This is a genomic window from Vibrio sp. THAF64, assembly GCF_009363455.1.
Taxonomy (GTDB): Bacteria; Pseudomonadota; Gammaproteobacteria; order Enterobacterales; family Vibrionaceae; genus Vibrio; species Vibrio coralliilyticus.
In genome coordinates this window covers 59,812-77,556 of the sequence record NZ_CP045357.1, presented here as the reverse complement: position 1 = coordinate 77,556, position 17,745 = coordinate 59,812, and the positions used below count along the sequence as shown (strand labels likewise).

Here is a 17,745-nt window from a genome sequence, read left to right as displayed (position 1 = left end):
AAGATAACAATAATGAGGTCATAATGAACACACTTTCCGGATTCAAGAATCGGATCATAACGGTCGTGGTTGTGCTGCTGTTCAGCGCACTTTCCGTGGCAACCTATTTGTCATACAGTCAATTGTCTCGCGCCATCAGCGGGCACATCTATCAACAATCCATGCTTGAATTGGAGTTGGCGTCCAATTCAATTGAAAGGTGGGTCCATGGTGTTCAGCGCGGGATCGAAAATTCGGCCCCTGACTTCGCCATTCCCCACACGGACGAGCAAGTGGCTCTCATGGTCGAGCAGGTGACCCATTCGCTACAAGTCAGCAGTTTGTATGTGGTGTTTACCGACGGTCGTAGCTTCAGTGAACAAGGTTTGCAACACGATTTAAGTCATGTCTCTACAGATTGGTTTGCCCAGGCTCGACAGACAGGCCGAGCGTTCATGCGTCCTATCCACACCGACCAAAATGGTGCCCCTGAGTTGAGTCTTGTGGTGCCGTTTCACAGTCAAGGGCAGGTCAAGGGCGCGCTACTGGCCAATATTGATTTGACGTCGTTGAGTGAGTTCGTGGAATCACCACCGTTCGAGGGCGCGATGATGGGGATCTATACCGACGAAGCGCTGACCATCGCCTCAAACGGGGAAGTGGATGTCCCGGGCCAAACGCGTCTGTCCGATTTTTCCGAGTTGGTGCCGTTAACTCAAGCCATGCTGTCGCAACCCTCAGGCCAGTTGGATTACCAATTGGGTGGCATTGAAAAAGTGGCGTTTTTCCGGGCTTTGCCACTCAGTCCTGAACTCAAACTGCACCTGTTAGTGGGGGTCAATAAATCGCTCGCGTACGCCGACTTAGATCAGGCTACCCACCAGGCGCTTTGGACCGCGGGCGGCTTGCAGATCACCATGTTGGCAATCTTACTTGTGGTGTTGAATCTGTCCTATCGGCCGATCCTAGCCTTGAAAGCAACGGTTCAAGATCTCTCGCAGGGCGAGGCGGACCTCACCCGTCGGTTGCGCGTCGACAGTCAAGATGACTTGGGGCAGATCGCCGAAGCCGTCAATGCGTTCATCACCCGTCTGCAAACCTTGATGAAAGAAGTGGCGCGTTCAACCGACAGCATTTCTCATGAGATAGATACCCTCAAAAATCAAACCCAGCACAGCGATCGCATGTTGGCATCACACGCTCATGAGACCAGCCAGGTGGTCACCGCGATCAACGAGCTCAGTTCCACCGCCAACAGTGTCGCGAGTAGCGCGTCACAAACCGCGGCGTTTACCCGCACTACGCAAGAGCAGGCGGAGCAATCGCGAGACGTAGTGGGTGAGGCCGTGCTCAGCGTCGAAGCTCTGGTTGCCGATGTTGCCTCAATGGAAGCGCACATTCAGGCCATGAGTGAAGACTCTGTTATGATCGCGTCGGTGTTGTCGGTGATCGGTGAAATTGCCGAGCAAACTAACCTCTTGGCCCTCAATGCGGCGATTGAAGCAGCGCGAGCAGGGGAGCAAGGGCGAGGCTTTGCCGTCGTGGCGGACGAAGTCCGCGCACTCGCCGCGCGAACGCAGCAAAGTACGTCGGAGATCCGAGTGATGCTGGACAAGCTCAATGACGGCTCGCGGATCACAGTCGAGGCGATGACGCAAACGAAACAACGCTGTCAGGCGACTGCAGCCAATACTGCGAATGTGAATCAGCGCTTAGACTCCGTGTCTCTGTCGATTGATCAAATCAACGATTTAAGTGCGGAAATCTCAACTGCTGCTGAGCAGCAACATGTGGTGACCGAAGAAGTCAGTCACAACATGGTGACGATCCACGACATTATCCAAACCCTTACGCAAAGCAGCCAAGAGACGTTGACGCGCACTGGCAACCTAGACCGCACCAATCAACAACTGCGGGCGGTGGTCGGTCAGTTTAAAGTGGACTGATTCCCCTTGACTACCTAACGCTGCTTGAGGGGCCCGTTTCGTACTGAGGCGGTAACGCTGGCTAAGTCGGGGGCGAGACGGTCCCATGGTTATGGGGGGAGCAACTCTCCGTGTTCGCCATCGGTGGGGAGTGTTTCAAAAACGGGGGCAGAGAACAGGGTAAAGTGCACGCGCAGCGCCCTGGTCTCTGCCCCCGTTTTCGATCCCCATCCGCCAGGCGAAAACGGAAGTGATGTCCCCCGACATAGGAGAACCATGATGACCCGTCCTTTACCCCCTCCAAGCCAGCTTAACCGCCACAGCCCGACCAGCGTATCGTCGCTGGAGCGCTCAGGCTCCTCCAAAAATGATGCGCAAAATCTGGCCAACATTCGCTACGTGCAGCGCTTATACCAACTCAACTGGATTGATCGCTTGCGCCGTCGTTTCGGCTGGCGTCGAGCCCGTTCTTCAGGGCGCCGTGCTCGCCCGATGTGGTATCGTTGTACCGCCCAAGGCTGCTTTCCGGTCCGCCGTCAACGTGGAGGCCATCATGATGATTAAGGCCATGCCTTGGACGCAGAGCTCGTCTTTTAGCGCCCATGACCAAGCGGTGTTGCAGGAAGCCACCGACATCATCGCTCGCTACTGGGCAGCCCGTTCACCCAATGTGCTCAATGCGCCGAATTTGGTCAAAATGTATTGCCAATGTCATTTGGCCCATGTTGACCGAGAAGTGTTTGGCGCGTTGTGGCTCGACAATGGTTTGCGCGCACTGGGCACCGTCGACTTGTTTGCGGGTAGCCTTAACCACGCCGCTGTTCATACGCGTGAGGTGCTCCGTTCGGGGCTGCGTCTCAATGCTGCGGCGGTGATTTTTTACCACAATCATCCGTCCGGCGATCCATCGCCCAGTCAAGCCGACCGACAATTGACCAATCACTTGAAAGACGTGCTTGGGCAAATTGAGATCCGGGTTCTCGATCACATGGTGGTGTCTCTGTCCGGTGTCGTCTCGTTCGCAGAGCGCGGTTGGTGTTAATGCAATCAGCGCCCAAACTGGGCGCTTTTTCGGCAAGTGCCGACGCCATGATTATCGGCGTCGCGACGCCCAGATAGGATTGTTCAACGGCGAACCACTGACCGAAGACACACCCCTCGCTAAATGATTGACACTTTTTGAGAACATTTGAGATCAGCTAAGTCGTTCAAGCGTCGCCGTTTTTTTCCTTTGTTGGCCCAGAGTTCACCCGTGTGATGCAGCCTTAAGCAAGCGCCTCATTGAAAGGCCATTGAAATATCACTGCGTTCGCATTGCGCCCTTGACCTGCGGGGGAAACAGGCGTACACCATTGAGGCGTCAATCTTGTGTCCAACCCCGATGTCTAAGGAGAGGCCCATGTCGGATCGATACCCTTTGCAAACCACCCTTCAAGCGACACTGAAACGCGATTTTTTAACCTACAAGCAACGAGAACGCCTGAGTGATGCTGAGTCGGCGCGGCAATTGCTCACGCTTGCGCTGCGGATTGAACTGAGCGACGCCACGGAACCGGCCGTCAGCCACCGTGCGTTGCTTGAAGAGGTTTACCGAACGCAACGCTTGACGTCAGCCATGGTCGATGTGGTGTTTGGACAAACGTTTAATGACGCCCACCTGATGGCGCAGCAGGCGGCTTCACGTGCATTGAGACAGACAGTCAAAGCCGACATCGAGCGTCAAGTGCAGGCGTTCTTAGCTGGGCGCTCGGTCGAAAGCTAATGGTTGTTTCGCGTAGGTTCTGTGGGCAAGACTTCAAGAGCTGGGGGGCTTAACGCGCGCTGCAGCGTGTCGCGGTCAATGTCGTGCAGCAGATCGCGATCCACAGTAGGCACTGGTGCCCAGCACTCCCACCAGGGATCGTTTGGCTCAACGGCTTCCGATGTTTGTGCTGGTAAGCTCGGTGTCCAGCGGGGCCAAGCCGGGGTTGGTTGGTTAATGTAAGCGTCATGATTCGGGTGGGCAGTGATGGTCGGAGGCAGGCCACGACAGAAGGTGTCATGCATGTGGGCTAAAAACGCATCGTGAGGCAACCTTGCCCGCTGCGCGAGCGTCGACAGCAGACTGTGTGTACGACCTGTTTGGGTATCGGTGATGTGGCCACGTTTGGGGCCAGAAACGCAGACAAGTGTGGGTCGATCACGGGGGCCAAACACCAGCCATTGCGGTGTGGAACGTTCCGGGTCGGGGCAACCAAATAGCTGCGTGGCTAAGCTTTCGGTATAACGTGGCAGCGCATGGTTAAGATGGGCTTCCAAGCGTCGGACATCGTACTCACCAAGTGCCGTGTGAAATCGGGGATCGTCTGCCAAGTTAGGCTGCTCGTTAAAGTAAACGGTTCGAGCGGGGATAGTGCCGTCGATGGTGTCGAGCGCACTGAACGCCTCACAAGGCCGGCTAAGCCAAGTGTTGACCAAGGCCTCGGGGGCGTCGGTATACAGACAGACTCGATCCCGCGCTCGGCTTACGTCAACGTACGCACGGCGTAAACTTGTCAACGCGCCTTGCGATCGTACAACAGACAGGACGCAGTCGACGGTCATGCCTTGAGCCATGTCTGCCGTGCGAGTGTAATCGTAATCCCAATGTGCCTGGGCCAACTCAAAGGGGTTAAACGCTACACGTTGGCCTCTCTCCGAGCGAAGCTGTATTCCCGTTGTTGAGATTCGCTCCACGACGTAGCGTTCGTTGGAGCACCAGGGATCGCCACGCGTTGCCTGGCGAAAGACGATCCAATCATTGACCGACAAGGACGGATGGGACAGCGTGTACAACTGGGTGTGAGTATGGTCTCGCTCTAGAGGCAAAACCACCCGCGGGGCGTCTGGTGTTGAAGACGCCAAGGTCACAATGCCTGTGCTTGGGTCGACCTCGGCGATGGTCTCGTAATGATTCGGATGGAGGCTGAGCACTCGCCCGGGTTGGTAAGGCATCATGGTACCTCTCTCCGCGGGTGTGGTGTTGATGGCGCGCAGGCGAGGGGTAGGAACGGATTGATCGGGCAGCTCACCCCGCTCACGGCGTGCAGCGCGCATGACGGTAGCGATGGCATCACGCTCAACATGGGTATGAGCAATAATGAGCGTCTGACGGCGCGTGTCTGGCGTGCGCGACAGAAAGTCATCGACTAATTGTTGGTATAACGACGGATTTGCCTTGTCTTCAGAGGGCATTAGATCGTGTGTCGACACTATGGTTGGGGCTCTTGTCGCGGGATCGGGCGCTTGTTTACTGAGGCAGTGAATCGCACTGCCTGGTTGCCCATCGACGAAGTGCTGGACTGCCCGTCTCAGATTGGGGGTCCGCTGGCGAACAATATCATGCAGATAGGCAGTCTTGATCCAACCGCGTTCAATCGCCAGCGCAAACGGCTTACCGGCTTCCAATGCCAACAATTGGTGCCGATCACCCAACAAGACGGCTCGAGAGTTACTGTCTATGACCAAGCGCAGAAACGTCAACAACTGGGGGTTGCCAAGCATTGCACATTCATCAAGGAAAAACAGGCTTCGACAAAACGTGGCGGAAGAGGTTCGCCGATCTCGATAACGAGCGAGGCATTGCGCTAACGTCGTCGCAGGGAGGCCCTGACGTTTAAGCTCGCGGACTGCTGAGCGTGTTGGGGCTAAACCTAACAACTGCTTGGGCGGCCGGGTGATATCCGACTGTGCTTCCCGAACTAACTGAAGAACTTCTTTCAGCAAGGTCGACTTGCCGGTGCCTGCTAAGCCTTGTACCGCGACAAAGCGATCTCGGCTGGTTGTGATGAGGCTTAGCGCCTGTCGTTGGCCTGGCGTTAACTGAGGCCGGGTTGACAGTAGTGTCTCCAGCGCCGAAGGTGGCGTTAACGGCGGTTGTGTGTCCCTTTGGGTTTGCAGATGGCTGAGAATGGCCCGCTCTTGTGCCAATGCACGGTCTGTCGTCCAGCGAGTTCCGTCTTGAAACGCACGGCTCAATAGCGTGCGCTGGCCGTCAAGTTCCGCCAGGATATCGTTTAATGTTAGTCCTTCACGGGACTCCGCGAGGGCAAAACGGATCGACTCGATAACCAAAGTGCGCTGACGAAATGCAGCCTGCGTAGTGGCACAATGATGCAGGGCAAAAGCGACCGCCTGTTTTGCAACACTTGCGTTGGCAAGAGGAGCGACCAAGTGCAGTGCTTGCTTCACATCGCGTTCGATGTCTGTAGCCGCAGTTCTGTCTAGGTAACGATCGATGGTCGGGCGTGGAGATAGGAGCCGTTCGATGGCACATGGACGAACATCGGCATGCTCAAGACGCTGATGCGCGAGGGCCCGATCATCGGTGTGTAGGTCAATCCGGCGATAACGCGCACACAGGGGCTCGAGCAGAGTCTTGGACAACGTATAGGCAGGCGCAACGAACAGAAGGTAAGGCTTATGGTGACGATCCGATGGACCCGCAAGGTAATGGTAAGCCAATGGCCAAGATGAACGCGTGAGATCTGACAATCGATGTACGCCACCATCTGGTCCTTTGAGCACACAAACGGTCGGCGAACACTTCACGACTCGGTACGCTAAGCCCTCCTCTAGGCCAATGTTTGGCTCGTTTTGGGTTGCGATTAATCGCTCGCCCTTTGTGATGTTTAAGGGATGAGATACCCATACCTGAGCTGAGAGGGACGCCGCTTCGGAGGTCAGATCCAGGCGCACGGGCACCTTGCCTTTGCCCGTTAGCAGTTCTATGAAATTGTGTTGGCGATCGACGGTAAGAACATGCCCCTGTACCCAGCGATCACGGTATCGATAGCGCAGGCGCATGCCCGGTTGATAGTACTTGGTTAAGCGCTGCTCACTGGGTGAGAGCCATTGGCAAACGTCTGCCAGCAAAGTGACACTGGGTCCCGATAGGTGGCCGTGCACTTTTAACAACTCGCGCACACGGTGTGTTAAATCCGCGTGGGTACGGCGAGAGGCGGTGCGGATTTCCCACCGCGGATCCAATGCCGCGTCGAGCAACCTTGATGTCAACGACCGATCTTCTTCCCCAGTCAGAACAACTTTGGATGGACGTTGTTCTTGACTTTGCCAACCATACGTCGACACATGGCCACAACGAAACAGGGCGAGGGCATTACGCGCCCAAGCGCTGGGCTGTCGTGTGTGTCGGTTCAGCAATATCAGCTTGTTTTGGGATTGTGTGACAATGTCACATAACCGCCTGAGTTGTTCCACATTCAACTGACGAGCGTCGTCGACCACCACCACCTCGCCTCTACGTAATGGGGGAGGCGCCGCCAAAAACTGATGCAGGATGGTCGGTGTTATCGACGAAAGCCTCTGGAGCCATTGGCGACTGCGGGGCGACGCAGAATGGCGCGTCCACCATTGGCGAATGTCACGTCGGCGCGAGAATACCACGTGGCTGCCCAAGCCGCTGACCCTTAAGGCGTCCAATACATGGTCATTTAAAGCGCCCGGCTCACCCTGCACGTCAATCACATGGAAAGGGCGAGTCGAGCGGATCAGTGTGGTAAGGCACATCCTCTGAGCGGCGCTCAAATGTCGGCTCTCGAGTAGGTGGGGATGAGGCCGTTGCCCGGGCACTTTGTGACGACGGCGAGCGCAGGCCAATAACGATAACTCCTGATGCAGCAACTCTGCGGTGGTGTAGTGTCCTTGGGTCGGTAAGGGGATCAACTGCTTGTCTTTGATACGTTGTTCAACGGCGTTCTTGACGGCCTGAACGGTGAGCGATGGCTGGTCGTTGAATCGATCGAGGGCTACCTGCACTAAGTGTTCCATCGACATGGCGGTTTGATAGCGGGTTAAGTGGCCAATAGCCAATGTGACGGCTCGATTGGCTTCATTGATCATCGGAAGTGGTACGCGGGGCGGGCCACGACGCGCCGCATCCCGCAATTGCTCCGGTGTATACCCCAACGCAACCAGACGCGACTGCCATTCAGGGAGAGGATTGACACTGTGCTCCGTCACTTTCTCGACCCGCGTGCATAAGGCGGCTATGTCGCGTGCAGAAGGTGAATCCCACCCGCGTGCTCGCTGCCACTGCTGGATCTGAGCACGACGCACCGAAAAGGCCTCAATGACGCTGCGCGGTACACCGACGATATCGAAGGCGCCGCTGGGTTGAGGCTCCAGTCGGTAACCTAAGGCCGTCACCGATTTGGCTAAGTGGCCGTGATATAGTGCAGAGTAGTATTTCTGATGAGCAAACAGCCGCTCGAACGTGCCATTGAGCACGGAAGAGCGCTGACGGGTGCAACTGGCCAACGCGCGCAGTGGACCTTGTGCAACGCGTGTGAGATTGGTGATCACCGCGTGGGAGTGTAACTGAGGATCATGTGCCCGACTGGTGGTGTGCTCAAACACAGCGATCAGCAGTGAGCCGGTCTCCACGTACGACAGTTGACCCTGACTCTGAACGCGCGCCTGGGCTGCTTCGCGCTCTAGGGCTGTCAAGGCGTAATGTACTGCACGCTCATGAGCCTGTCTCAAACGTTGATCACCGCCTAACAAGGCGAGCAGACTCAACGACTTTGGGGCGGAGAATGTCACATCCAGACCCGGGGCATGTTGGCCGCGTCGCCCCACCGTTGCCTCTCCTTTAACCTGTCCCCTTAGCGCTTCAAGAAAGCACTTGGGTTCAACCTTTTGACGCCACAGTCCTGCTTCTTTGGCTAACTTGCCCAACCAATAGCCTGCGCGCGCCTGTCCCGTCTTTTCCTGCTCATCAACCAAGTAATACTGCGCCGCCCGGGCGGCGCCACTTAAGGGGGTAAGGGTCAACATGGTTCGTTCGACGTTGAATCCGGATCGCGGTCATCCAAATACGTCAGGGTATACCCTCGGTGTGGCCAGTGATCAATGCAGTGCTGCGCGGCCTTCAGGGTTAATGTCTGGTGACGCCAATCATTGCCAACGAGGATATCCAGCACTACTTTTTGGTGACGGCGTTTGGTTTGGCGTTTGCGTTCAGTCATATAAGGCTCCTAAATTTGAGTGGGTGGAGGAGGCCTCCTCTCGCGTTTGCACGGGGGAGGGCGGGATTTTTGGGGAGGGTGGACGCGGCACAAAATCGGGTTCCGCCTTCTCCACGGTCACATACGGCAAAACCAGTTTGGCGACCCAGTCCGTCCCGGGGGAACGAACAAAGCAGTGTAAGTCGGGCAGCGCTTGGATTTGTGTGGGCGTGATGATCGGGCGGGTCAACCGCTGCAGATTTCGTGAGCGAGCATCGCGACGCGCCCTCGGCGTTAGCGTTTGACCATGACGCACGACGTCTATGTCCTGCTCCCCGAGCTCCTGTGAGGCGACCTTCGCCATCGCATGCGACGGAGAGCGGAAGAAAAATCGGCTGTTGAGCAAATCGCAGATCGCCTGAGCATCATGGGCTCCATAGTTTTTGATCAGTTGCGCATGGGATTGCAAACTGATCACAAAGCAGCCCCCAAACTTACGCACTTCGGCCAAGGTACTGGCTAGCTCGGGTAATTGTTGCAAACTGGGGAGTTCGTCCAAAATCACCCATAAACGGCGTTCACGACTCTCCGATAATCCTAAGATCGCATTCGAGGCAATGGCGAGCCACAAGGAAATCAATGGCCTCAACGCGACATGATGACGGGCGTGACTGGTCAAAAACATGAAACCGGTGGCACTGTCATCGCGTACCCAATCGGTGATGGAAAAACGTTGCCTCAGATGCGCCGGCCGATCTTGACGATCTAACCCCTGCAAACAGCGCAGCGATCGGGCATAGGTGGTGAGGACCGTTTGGATCGACAGCGCGGTTTTTTTGATGTCCTTCGAAACGTACGTGGCCGCTTCCGTGTTTGCGAGAAAATTCGATAGCGTCGTGAGATCGGAGGTGGTCAATAGCGCCAATAGGCGTTCGGTCGTGGGTGGACGAGGTTCATTCCTAAGCTGGCGGGCGACCGACGCAAAGACACTTCGCGCTGATTCATTCCAAAAAGGGTCGCCCTGTGGTGACGCGGGAATGAGGGCGCTCGCCTGATGTTCAAAATCGGCGGCGTCGGTCGCGTCTGCCCACAGATCCCAGTTGACACTGCGTGCATCATAGGGGTTGAGCAGCACATCGGTTTCAGGGCGGTAAAAAGTTCCGACAAAACTGCACCCTTTATCGTAGACCACAGCCCGATCACCGCGTGCGCGGATCCAGGCGAGAAATTCCCGGATCAATACCGATTTTCCGCTGCCTGTTGTGCCTTCAATGCGCACATGCTGGCGCTCGAAATGGGGATGCAGTACATCAAATCCTCCCAAGCAAAGTGGTGCGCGGGAAGGCGAGCTGGTACCACGGTGCATCTCGCGCTCCAACTGGGCTGGTGGTACCTGTTTCCCCCCGCGGATCAGGCGGTCACGTGATGCTGTTACGCCGAGACGGATCATGATGATGACAAACGACATCATTGTTAGCAGACCGACTCCCACCGCTAACTCGAGTGCGGGTCCAAATTGGCGCCAAAAGCGGGTGTGGCCTAGTTCGATGAACGGGGAGCGCATCAGGGTCCCCAAAGTCCATGTGTGAGCTTGAGACGCGTCGCTTACGGCGACGATTTGCTGCGTTGATGCGCCCAGCCAGTAGAGAGCATGCACACGCCAATACCACCCTTCCAGCCTCCACAAATCGCCCGACACTGACGTCAAGGCATGGAATGCAACCACCATCGCCATTTCCACCCCGAGGGCGATAGTTAAAGTGGCGCCCAATTGCCCGTTGAATTGCACCGTGCGTAGTGCATAGAACAGATTAATCAGACGAGTCATCGGGTGTTTCTCCTTGTCGCTTGAGGCCACTTTGCCGCTGCAATTCGCCGCCCCATACTGTGGCGTTTACCTCCACCTGATGGTGGGTGTGTTCACTGAACAGCGATTGGCCCTCAAGTAGGGTAAATGCCTCAGCCCGCACCTCGTCGACGCGTTGTTGAGCTTGCTCGGATTGAGCGGTAAGGCGAGCGCGCTGCTGCTCGGTGAACGAAGGGGCGGAGGCTTGCTCATTGAGCGGCGCCGCCGCCAGCGTCTGACGAAAGTCTTCGCTGCGTAAATAGGCATCAAAGTGATGCTCTACCTCGCGTAAGGCTTCCGGTAAGCGAGCGGTCATTAAGCGTTGCACCCAGCCTTCGGGACGGTTTGGTTGGCGCTCCAAGTAGCGTTGGAATCCTGAAATGGTGCTTGATGTTAACGTGTTCCCGTCGCTGCTCAGCCATTGGTCCATCTTGCTGAGGCTCTCGACTTGTGTGTCTGTCTGGGTTGCCGATTGCGTCAACCCTTGCAAACGTTGGTAGTGAAGCGAAAAATCGCGTGCGTATTGTTCGAGGGCGCTGTGTTGGGTCTGGCTGTTGAGTTGAAGGCCCGCTTTGGCCATCTCACTGGCACCTTGTTGATACTGTGTCAGTGCTTGTGTCAGTGCCTGGCGTTGGCGGCCAGTCATAGTTTGATACTGATGGCGCTGTTCGGCGTTCCATTGCGCGTTGACGCCCGCAGAGACCCCTGTTAAGGCTCCCAACGAAGAGGGAACAGACATCCCCGCGTGGGCGGTCACGGCGGTGGCGAAGGCCGTGGCTTGTTGACGCGTCCAACCCATGGTGTCAGCGACGCCTGAAATCGCTGTCGCCATTGTGTTACTGCTGCGTAACACTTGCCCTTCGCTGGCGCTGTGTTCACTGTGACCATAGCTGCGTGTTAGCGCCGCTTGATCGGACCACCGATCGTGCCATTGCGCACTTTGCTGGTACGCGGCGCTGAGTTGTTCTTGCCATTGAGCTTGTTGGTGTTTGGCCTCTTGGAATTGCGATTGCACGGTGCGCTGTAGCGTCCGCTGTGCTTGCGATTGCCACAAAGGCTTGGACTCCGTTTCACGCGCGTCATAGGTGTGTCGCAAGTCATCGTGTAAGTAGGTCTGAGTCATAGCCCCTTGGGCATCTTGCGTGGAGGCGACCCCAGAGCGCAGCAGCACATTGTCGTCCCATTTATTGGCGTGGGTCGTGTTGTATTGGTGTGTTTGCATGTGCACTTGACCGAAATCCAAATTCCCGGTCGCTGAGGCCGCGGATGCCCGCGTATTGGTCGCATGGATCATGGAGGCAAATTGGTGATGGACGGCTTCGATTGCGCTGATCCCTCCTCGCAGTAGCTTGCTCGCCAAGACAGGGACGGACAGCATCAAGACGCCTGTCGCGGCACCAAAACGGGTATGCAACGCAGACAACCCATCGGCGTTGCTCAGCGACAGGCCAAGCAGACCTTGCGTCGCGAGCGGTGAGTAGGTTTCTAACGTCCACAACATCAGCGCGTTGATCAATGCAAACAATGTCGGCCACATGGCCAAATAGAGGTACACGCGGCAATATTGGCTCAGGACACTGTGCGTTAAGGTGGGGATCAAAGCGGCGGCGGCGACAAAGAACCCACAACCACTGAAGACGAAGAACATCAACGCATGCAGCATCGGCAAGTACTCCTGGGCCTGCAAGCCGATTGACCAACCCATGGTGGTTTGATGCAATTGATTTTGCGTGTAAGCGTAGGCCAGACCGCCAGCCGTGGAATCGAGCCGGTCGATCCCAAGACGGACAGCATTGATGGCGAGGTTCTGTCGCAGCAAACTAACGGCATGATCACTGATCCCCAAAAACGCTCGATAGCTGTTGGACAGCGCCTGTGCTAAATGCGCCTGCTTGGCGTTGGCCTCCGGCCCGTAGAGCTGCAAGGACAGGCTGCGAAGTGCGGTTTTGGCAGAACGGTCAAACTCGTCGCGAATGGTGGGGTAGATCTCCGCACAGGTGTGAAAATGCCCCTGTTGGTCAAACTGACCTCGGACAGGACTGAGGGCCGTCGCATCCAGCAAGCCGAGAATATCCACCGAACGGTACAGCGCGTCCCAGGTATACTTGCGGCTGACCTCAATGTCATCCACCACACAGTTGTTGAAAAAAGCCTGCCACTGGGATTGGGCGTCAATCGTGGGCAGTGTACTGTGTTGAGACAAACGATACAGCATCGATCCAAACAGCATGCCTGTGCGTCCGTAACGTCGGTCATCGGTGGTGTTGAAGGCGGTTTCAACGCCGTCTGCAACCCCTACCATGAGGGAGGAGAACGCCCACGTTGGCAGGGCAATCAAATAGGGCACATTGTCAACCGCGTAAGGAGGGTGGGCCGCGGTCAAATCGTGCACCCATACCCGCGCCGTTTGCTTGATAAGCAAGGTCGGCACCAAGGCAAACATGATCCCCCAGCGCCAGAGGTGTTGTGGATGGCGCGATACCATAAACCGTTGCAGGGTCATGACCGTTCCGAACATCAGAGCAATGGCCAGTAAATCCGCAAACGGCGAACTGTCGAAGAACGCCGCTACCGCGTTGAGCACACGCGCCAGTGTCGCCCCTTGCGTATAGGTATAGTAGTCGAGATTGATCACTGAGATCCTCCCACACGACTTGGCGTACTCAAGAGACGCCGCAAACGCTGACGTTGATGGGCGTCCTGATACTGATAGTGCTCGATGAATGCGTTTTGCCATTGCAACTGCTCGCGCGCCTGTTGGGTAAAGCGCGCGCTAAAGGCTTGAACTCGAATAATGGACTGCTCAATCTCGGTGAGTTCATCGCGATCAAGCGGTTGGCGCACGACAGCCTGGCGAACATTGGACAACATCGCTTGCATAAACGTTTCCAGCAAGTCCACCGCGATCACCCGCGCATGCGCCGCAAAGTTCGGAGTCGAGCCGGCACGATGTACGCTGTTAAACACTGCCAAGATCGGGCTGCGTGTCGCTTCCAGCAGGGCTCGCTGGTGGGTGGTTAAGGGGGTGTCCTCTCGGAGCGCGAGATCCAGTGAGATTAAGGTACGTTGAACCCGTTGTTGAAGGCCTTGAGCTGGTGATACGGTCCGCCATGCTCGCTGCGGGGCCAAGCACCCTTTGGCACTGCGATCCTGACAGTGATACAACTCGACACGTCCTCCAGTGAGCAAGGTTTCGACGAGTCGATTGGACTCCGTTACTAAGCTGGGGTACTGGTGACGATGTTGAGTGGTGTCGTAGATCACGGTCCCAGTCGTGCTCATCAGAAACTCAGCCAACGACGGATCGCTGGCTAGTTGTGGCACCGCCATCAGCGCTGACCAAACTAAATTATGGTGAAACTTGGTTAGCGCGCTCAGGTCCTCACTCTGACGTGCCTGCTTGAGTTGTGTTCGAGCCTGCCCGCCGACGCCACAGCCTTGTTGAGCGGCCACCCAGTCGGAAAAGGCGTTATTGCGCACTCCCATGGTTGCGCAGACGTGCTTTTGACTCTGAGGCACCGCAAAAGCGGCCAATCCACTGATCCCCGCTTCTGCGGCTTGGCATGAGCTGATGGACTGGTTGAGCCATCGGTCCGCAACGCTTTGTAAGTGATCACGGATCTGCTTGATTTGCGGCGCCCATGTTTGCAAGGCCAGATCCACCGCAAAGGGCAGGGCGTTGGCCACCACGGCTTTACCAAAATGCACCAACTCTTCAGAATTGATGTGAGAGAAGCCACCCATGAAGGCATCGATGCCCCCACAGCCTGCTTTAATGGATGGGAGCGTCACCGCGCCCAACGAGAGAGCGCGCGAAGGGGCACGGACATAGACTGACCCGCCGGTGTAGTAATGCGCCGCTTGGCCCTGATACGCATGCGCAGTGGACACGTTTTCTTGGTAGTCTAATCCGTCATAAAACGCCTCTAACGCGCCTTGTAAACCGGCGGCGTCCGCCGGGCTCGCAGCCAACGTCAGCAACAGGGCAAGAGCTCGACCGTTAGCGCGTAACATGACGATATTCCGTGGCGACATGATACAAACGCCGCGTCAACTCAGACGTCGACAGAAAGCCATACGCCACTGGCTCTATGCGACCCGTCGCTGGCTGGACCAACATGAGTGCGGGCGTAGTGTTCACGTTGAGTTGCCCTCGATGACGACGATTGCGGCGCACGGCCGGGGCTAGAATGCCATCTTCGCTGATGCCTAATAACGCCAATTCGTACCTATCGGCTAACGTTTGCAGACTGGGCGCCAGGGCTTGCGTGTAGGGATCCGCACCACGATAAAGCCAGAACAAGCCCCAACCTTGCTGTGAGAGCGTCGCCAACGCGCGGGTCTGTGTCTGTGCTTGGCGTTCGTAGTATATCTTACGTGCGGTGTGGGCCATGGGGTGGGCGATCACAGTCGACAGTTCAGGGTGGTGAGTCAGGACTCGCAGGAAGGTGGCGGCGGTATGTTCAGTCTTGGTCAAAATGAAATGGTGCAGACGCATCAACGTCAGGGCGTGTTCTAGGTTGTCTGGGGCTAACGTCGCTTGCGCCAACGCCGTCTTATAGTACTGGTGAAACCAGCGCAACTGTGCTCGTGGGCTTAAACTAGGCGCAGGCTTTGGCGCAGGGAGTTCGGAAGTGACACGAGGGCCATTATACCAGCGCCAACCTAGGGGCTCGGCGCCGAGTCGTGGGGAACAGAGTAAGATAAGACAAACCAGAATACGCATGATCAGGGACTTCTAGGCACGAGGTGCTCAGGCTTCGGTAAGCGCATCCGCGCCTTGAGCGTACGGTAATAGGATGAGAAATCAATCCGATTGAAGTTGATACGCTGCAGCTGCTGAGCCGTGAGGGGCGGACACACGGGATGGGCGGCGGTACCTAAGGTTATCCCGAGTTGTTGTGCGGCCCCCTGCTGTTGGATGATTTTGGCCAGCACGCTGTCATACAAGCAATATCCCTGTTTATAGCGCGTGCATACCCCCAAGACCGAGTGCGCGCAGTAGCGTCCCAAATACACCGATGTTCCTAACTGCTTCGCCCGTCCAATGGCCTGTGCCTCACGACTGCACTGCGTCAAACCGCTCTTTGTCCCCCATCCGCCGTCTTGGCAACAATTAGCAAAGCCGATCGGTTTTTCAGAGCAGTGCGCTGCCTGACCAGCGAAGATCCGCGGAGGTTGACCCAACCGGCGGCCCGCCCGCGCCAGCGCAGACAGCGCTGAGGCCGTTTTGGCGAAGGACGCCGATTGTGACGGGGTTGCACGATAGCACTCGCCATCAAGACAAAATGAAGGGCTACCGCAAACCAAGCGAGTTGGACTGCATTGTTTGAATGGGCAGCGCAGATCCCTTTCCCGCCGAGTGCAAATGCCATGACGGCGCTCAGCGCAACGGCTACCCCCGATTTGGCAATGGCCGTAAGCGCGGCATTCATCCTCCGATCGGCATTGGTAAATATGACGGTATGCCCAGCATGACAGGTGCGTGGGGATCCCATTGACGGTACGTGTGCCTGGCCCTTCACTGCATGTCTTTGACGTCAACTGGCAATCACCCAAGTCATCGCACGTCGAGCGCCATTGGATCCGATTGTGAACACAATCGCCCGCGACCAGCGTGTCCCCAGGCTCGCAAAAAGGATCGGCAGGGCGTGTTTCTTTTGACGGCCCGCATATCTCAAATCGGCGGCGCCAACGTGAGCCGTGGCAGCTGGCCCCACTCGTTTGTCGCTTGAGGGCCCCTTTGGCATACCCTTGCTCGGGCGAGACGGCTTGACCGTGCCATCGAAACCATTGTCCACGACTGGCACACCAGCCCGTACCGCCTTTTTCTAATACATAATCCGCGCCACTGTACAAACACTGTGTTTTTGTTCGATGACACGCGGAACCATTCCGTTGCCATCCGGTAGGGCAGGTGTAGTGGACCGGACCCCGTTCGATGGTCGCGATCGGTTTTTGCAGACAGGCCACCGATTGATGAGTCGGTTGCCGACACACTCGCGATTGATAACGGGTCGTGCACTGCGTTTGTTGGCGACAATCGATCTGAGCATCCTTGGTCCCATGTACGATCGCATTGGCGTGTTCCTGGCCCACGGTCGCGTATTGATAGGCGGGATCTTGAGCGGGATCTGGTGTGGTTTTGCGTGCTGTGTTCAACACCGACCGAGATTGCGGATCCTGTTTGACCCGCGCTTCACTAGAGCGGCGCAGTTGGTCTTCGTCCGCTTTCGGCAAGGTTTGGCGAGCGCGTTGGCATTCGGCACTCTCGCAATACTGATACGGTGTCCACGCTTTGGGCAAACGGGTGTGGATGTTTTGCTGCGCTTGCTGTGCAGAAGGGACTGCCGCGTCGTAATTCTGCTTCGTATTGGTCGCTCCGCACGTCGCGGAGATCACGAACATCCCGAACAGCCACGCCTTAGTGGTCATCGCGTTGTGCCTCAAGCAGGGTTTCGGCGACGTCGGCCAACGGGCTGGTTGACAGCGCCTCCAAAGCCGTCCGTATCGAGACGTTTCCTTTTATTCTGGCATGATCATCGGGTCCACACGGCAATCGTGCTTGGCAACGGTTGGACTTGATGAGTACAAACGTTGGTACGTCGCGAACGTGAAATCGATGAAACGCGTCAGGATCGATGGCGACCCCGGCCCTGATGGGTAACGCGCCCTTGGCATTGAGCAACCCCATTAGGCGTTGTGCTGTGGCGGTAAAGCCTGCTGGTAAGGGCCCGCGTATCAGCAATGGCGCCTGCCATTCTGTACTTTGCTTGAGTAGGCTGCGCAGCGAAGCATCTGGCATGGTCAATGAAACAAACACCAGCAATAGGCCGGGCTTCGATGTCGGATCGGTAACAGGTGTGGCGGGCCAAGGGGAGCGTCGCTTTTCATTGAGGTAGGCGGTCACGGGATCAAAGGCTGGCCACGGGTCCGAGTTCGCCACCGCAGCATTGATCTGGGTACATAAAATGACCAGCATCCAAACGCTTTTGCGATACTTCATGTC

General features: G+C 56.6%; 12 protein-coding genes. 4 read left to right on the top strand and 8 right to left on the bottom strand.

Features of this window, described 5'->3' with window-relative positions; genetic code table 11:
- Nucleotides 1-23: 23 nt before the first annotated feature.
- The 4 genes from FIU99_RS25185 to FIU99_RS25170 all read left to right on the top strand — a co-directional run bounded on the left by FIU99_RS25185 (nucleotide 24) and on the right by FIU99_RS25170 (nucleotide 3,666).
- Entirely contained in the window at nucleotides 24-1,925 is a 1,902-nt protein-coding gene (locus FIU99_RS25185) for a methyl-accepting chemotaxis protein (RefSeq protein ID WP_152472667.1), read from the top strand.
- Nucleotides 1,926-2,180: 255 nt separating this feature from the next.
- Nucleotides 2,181-2,468 carry a hypothetical protein gene (locus tag FIU99_RS25180; protein ID WP_152472666.1) on the top strand — a complete coding sequence of 96 codons (288 nt, stop codon included), beginning with the start codon at nucleotides 2,181-2,183 and terminating at the stop codon, nucleotides 2,466-2,468.
- Nucleotides 2,458-2,946 carry a JAB domain-containing protein gene (locus FIU99_RS25175; protein WP_235284763.1) on the top strand — a complete coding sequence of 163 codons (489 nt, stop codon included), beginning with the start codon at nucleotides 2,458-2,460 and terminating at the stop codon, nucleotides 2,944-2,946. Before FIU99_RS25180 ends, FIU99_RS25175 begins: the two co-directional genes overlap by 11 nt.
- Before the next feature lie 357 nt (nucleotides 2,947-3,303).
- A complete protein-coding gene (locus tag FIU99_RS25170; protein WP_040122539.1) occupies nucleotides 3,304-3,666 on the top strand; it encodes a hypothetical protein in 363 nt (120 codons plus the stop codon).
- On the opposite strand, the gene traI is transcribed toward FIU99_RS25170, so the two are convergent.
- Genes traI through trbC form a run of 8 tightly spaced genes read right to left on the bottom strand, consistent with a single transcriptional unit; the run spans nucleotide 3,663 to nucleotide 17,742 of the window.
- Nucleotides 3,663-8,720, bottom strand: a complete 5,058-nt coding sequence (gene traI, locus FIU99_RS25165) for a conjugative transfer relaxase/helicase TraI (protein WP_152472665.1) — start codon at nucleotides 8,718-8,720, stop codon at nucleotides 3,663-3,665. The two genes, FIU99_RS25170 and traI, sit on opposite strands and share 4 nt — an antisense overlap.
- A complete protein-coding gene (locus FIU99_RS25160) occupies nucleotides 8,714-8,911 on the bottom strand; it encodes a hypothetical protein (RefSeq protein ID WP_040122541.1) in 198 nt (65 codons plus the stop codon). Before FIU99_RS25160 ends, traI begins: the two co-directional genes overlap by 7 nt.
- Nucleotides 8,904-10,718, bottom strand: coding sequence for a type IV conjugative transfer system coupling protein TraD (traD, locus tag FIU99_RS25155; protein WP_152472664.1), 1,815 nt, complete (start codon nucleotides 10,716-10,718; stop codon nucleotides 8,904-8,906). The genes FIU99_RS25160 and traD overlap by 8 nt, the downstream gene beginning before the upstream one ends.
- Nucleotides 10,702-13,371 carry a conjugal transfer protein TraG N-terminal domain-containing protein gene (locus tag FIU99_RS25150; RefSeq protein ID WP_152472663.1) on the bottom strand — a complete coding sequence of 890 codons (2,670 nt, stop codon included), beginning with the start codon at nucleotides 13,369-13,371 and terminating at the stop codon, nucleotides 10,702-10,704. The genes traD and FIU99_RS25150 overlap by 17 nt, the downstream gene beginning before the upstream one ends.
- Nucleotides 13,368-14,750: a conjugal transfer protein TraH gene (locus FIU99_RS25145; RefSeq protein WP_152472662.1), complete on the bottom strand. Its 1,383-nt coding sequence runs from the start codon at nucleotides 14,748-14,750 to the stop codon at nucleotides 13,368-13,370. Before FIU99_RS25145 ends, FIU99_RS25150 begins: the two co-directional genes overlap by 4 nt.
- The gene (gene traF / locus FIU99_RS25140; protein WP_152472661.1) at nucleotides 14,737-15,462 is read right to left on the bottom strand and encodes a conjugal transfer protein TraF; all 726 of its coding nucleotides are present in this window, start codon (nucleotides 15,460-15,462) and stop codon (nucleotides 14,737-14,739) included. The genes FIU99_RS25145 and traF overlap by 14 nt, the downstream gene beginning before the upstream one ends.
- A gap of 2 nt (nucleotides 15,463-15,464) precedes the next feature.
- Nucleotides 15,465-17,144, bottom strand: a complete 1,680-nt coding sequence (gene traN, locus FIU99_RS27775) for a type-F conjugative transfer system mating-pair stabilization protein TraN (RefSeq protein ID WP_367618135.1) — start codon at nucleotides 17,142-17,144, stop codon at nucleotides 15,465-15,467.
- A 16-nt stretch (nucleotides 17,145-17,160) separates the two neighbouring features.
- Nucleotides 17,161-17,742, bottom strand: a complete 582-nt coding sequence (gene trbC, locus FIU99_RS25130) for a type-F conjugative transfer system pilin assembly protein TrbC (RefSeq protein WP_043011842.1) — start codon at nucleotides 17,740-17,742, stop codon at nucleotides 17,161-17,163.
- Nucleotides 17,743-17,745 lie beyond the last annotated feature (3 nt).

Excerpts from the sequence above, each read along its gene's own strand:
- FIU99_RS25170 (WP_040122539.1), top strand. The coding sequence starts at position 3,304 with ATGTCGGATCGATACCCTTTGCAAACCACCCTTCAAGCGACACTGAAA.
- traD (WP_152472664.1), bottom strand. The coding sequence starts at position 10,718 with ATGACTCGTCTGATTAATCTGTTCTATGCACTACGCACGGTGCAATTC.
- FIU99_RS25160 (WP_040122541.1), bottom strand. The coding sequence starts at position 8,911 with ATGACTGAACGCAAACGCCAAACCAAACGCCGTCACCAAAAAGTAGTG.
- trbC (WP_043011842.1), bottom strand. The coding sequence starts at position 17,742 with ATGAAGTATCGCAAAAGCGTTTGGATGCTGGTCATTTTATGTACCCAG.
- FIU99_RS25185 (WP_152472667.1), top strand. The coding sequence starts at position 24 with ATGAACACACTTTCCGGATTCAAGAATCGGATCATAACGGTCGTGGTT.
- FIU99_RS25145 (WP_152472662.1), bottom strand. The coding sequence starts at position 14,750 with ATGTTACGCGCTAACGGTCGAGCTCTTGCCCTGTTGCTGACGTTGGCT.
- FIU99_RS25180 (WP_152472666.1), top strand. The coding sequence starts at position 2,181 with ATGATGACCCGTCCTTTACCCCCTCCAAGCCAGCTTAACCGCCACAGC.
- traF (WP_152472661.1), bottom strand. The coding sequence starts at position 15,462 with ATGCGTATTCTGGTTTGTCTTATCTTACTCTGTTCCCCACGACTCGGC.
- FIU99_RS25175 (WP_235284763.1), top strand. The coding sequence starts at position 2,458 with ATGATGATTAAGGCCATGCCTTGGACGCAGAGCTCGTCTTTTAGCGCC.
- traI (WP_152472665.1), bottom strand. The coding sequence starts at position 8,720 with ATGTTGACCCTTACCCCCTTAAGTGGCGCCGCCCGGGCGGCGCAGTAT.
- traN (WP_367618135.1), bottom strand. The coding sequence starts at position 17,144 with ATGTTCGTGATCTCCGCGACGTGCGGAGCGACCAATACGAAGCAGAAT.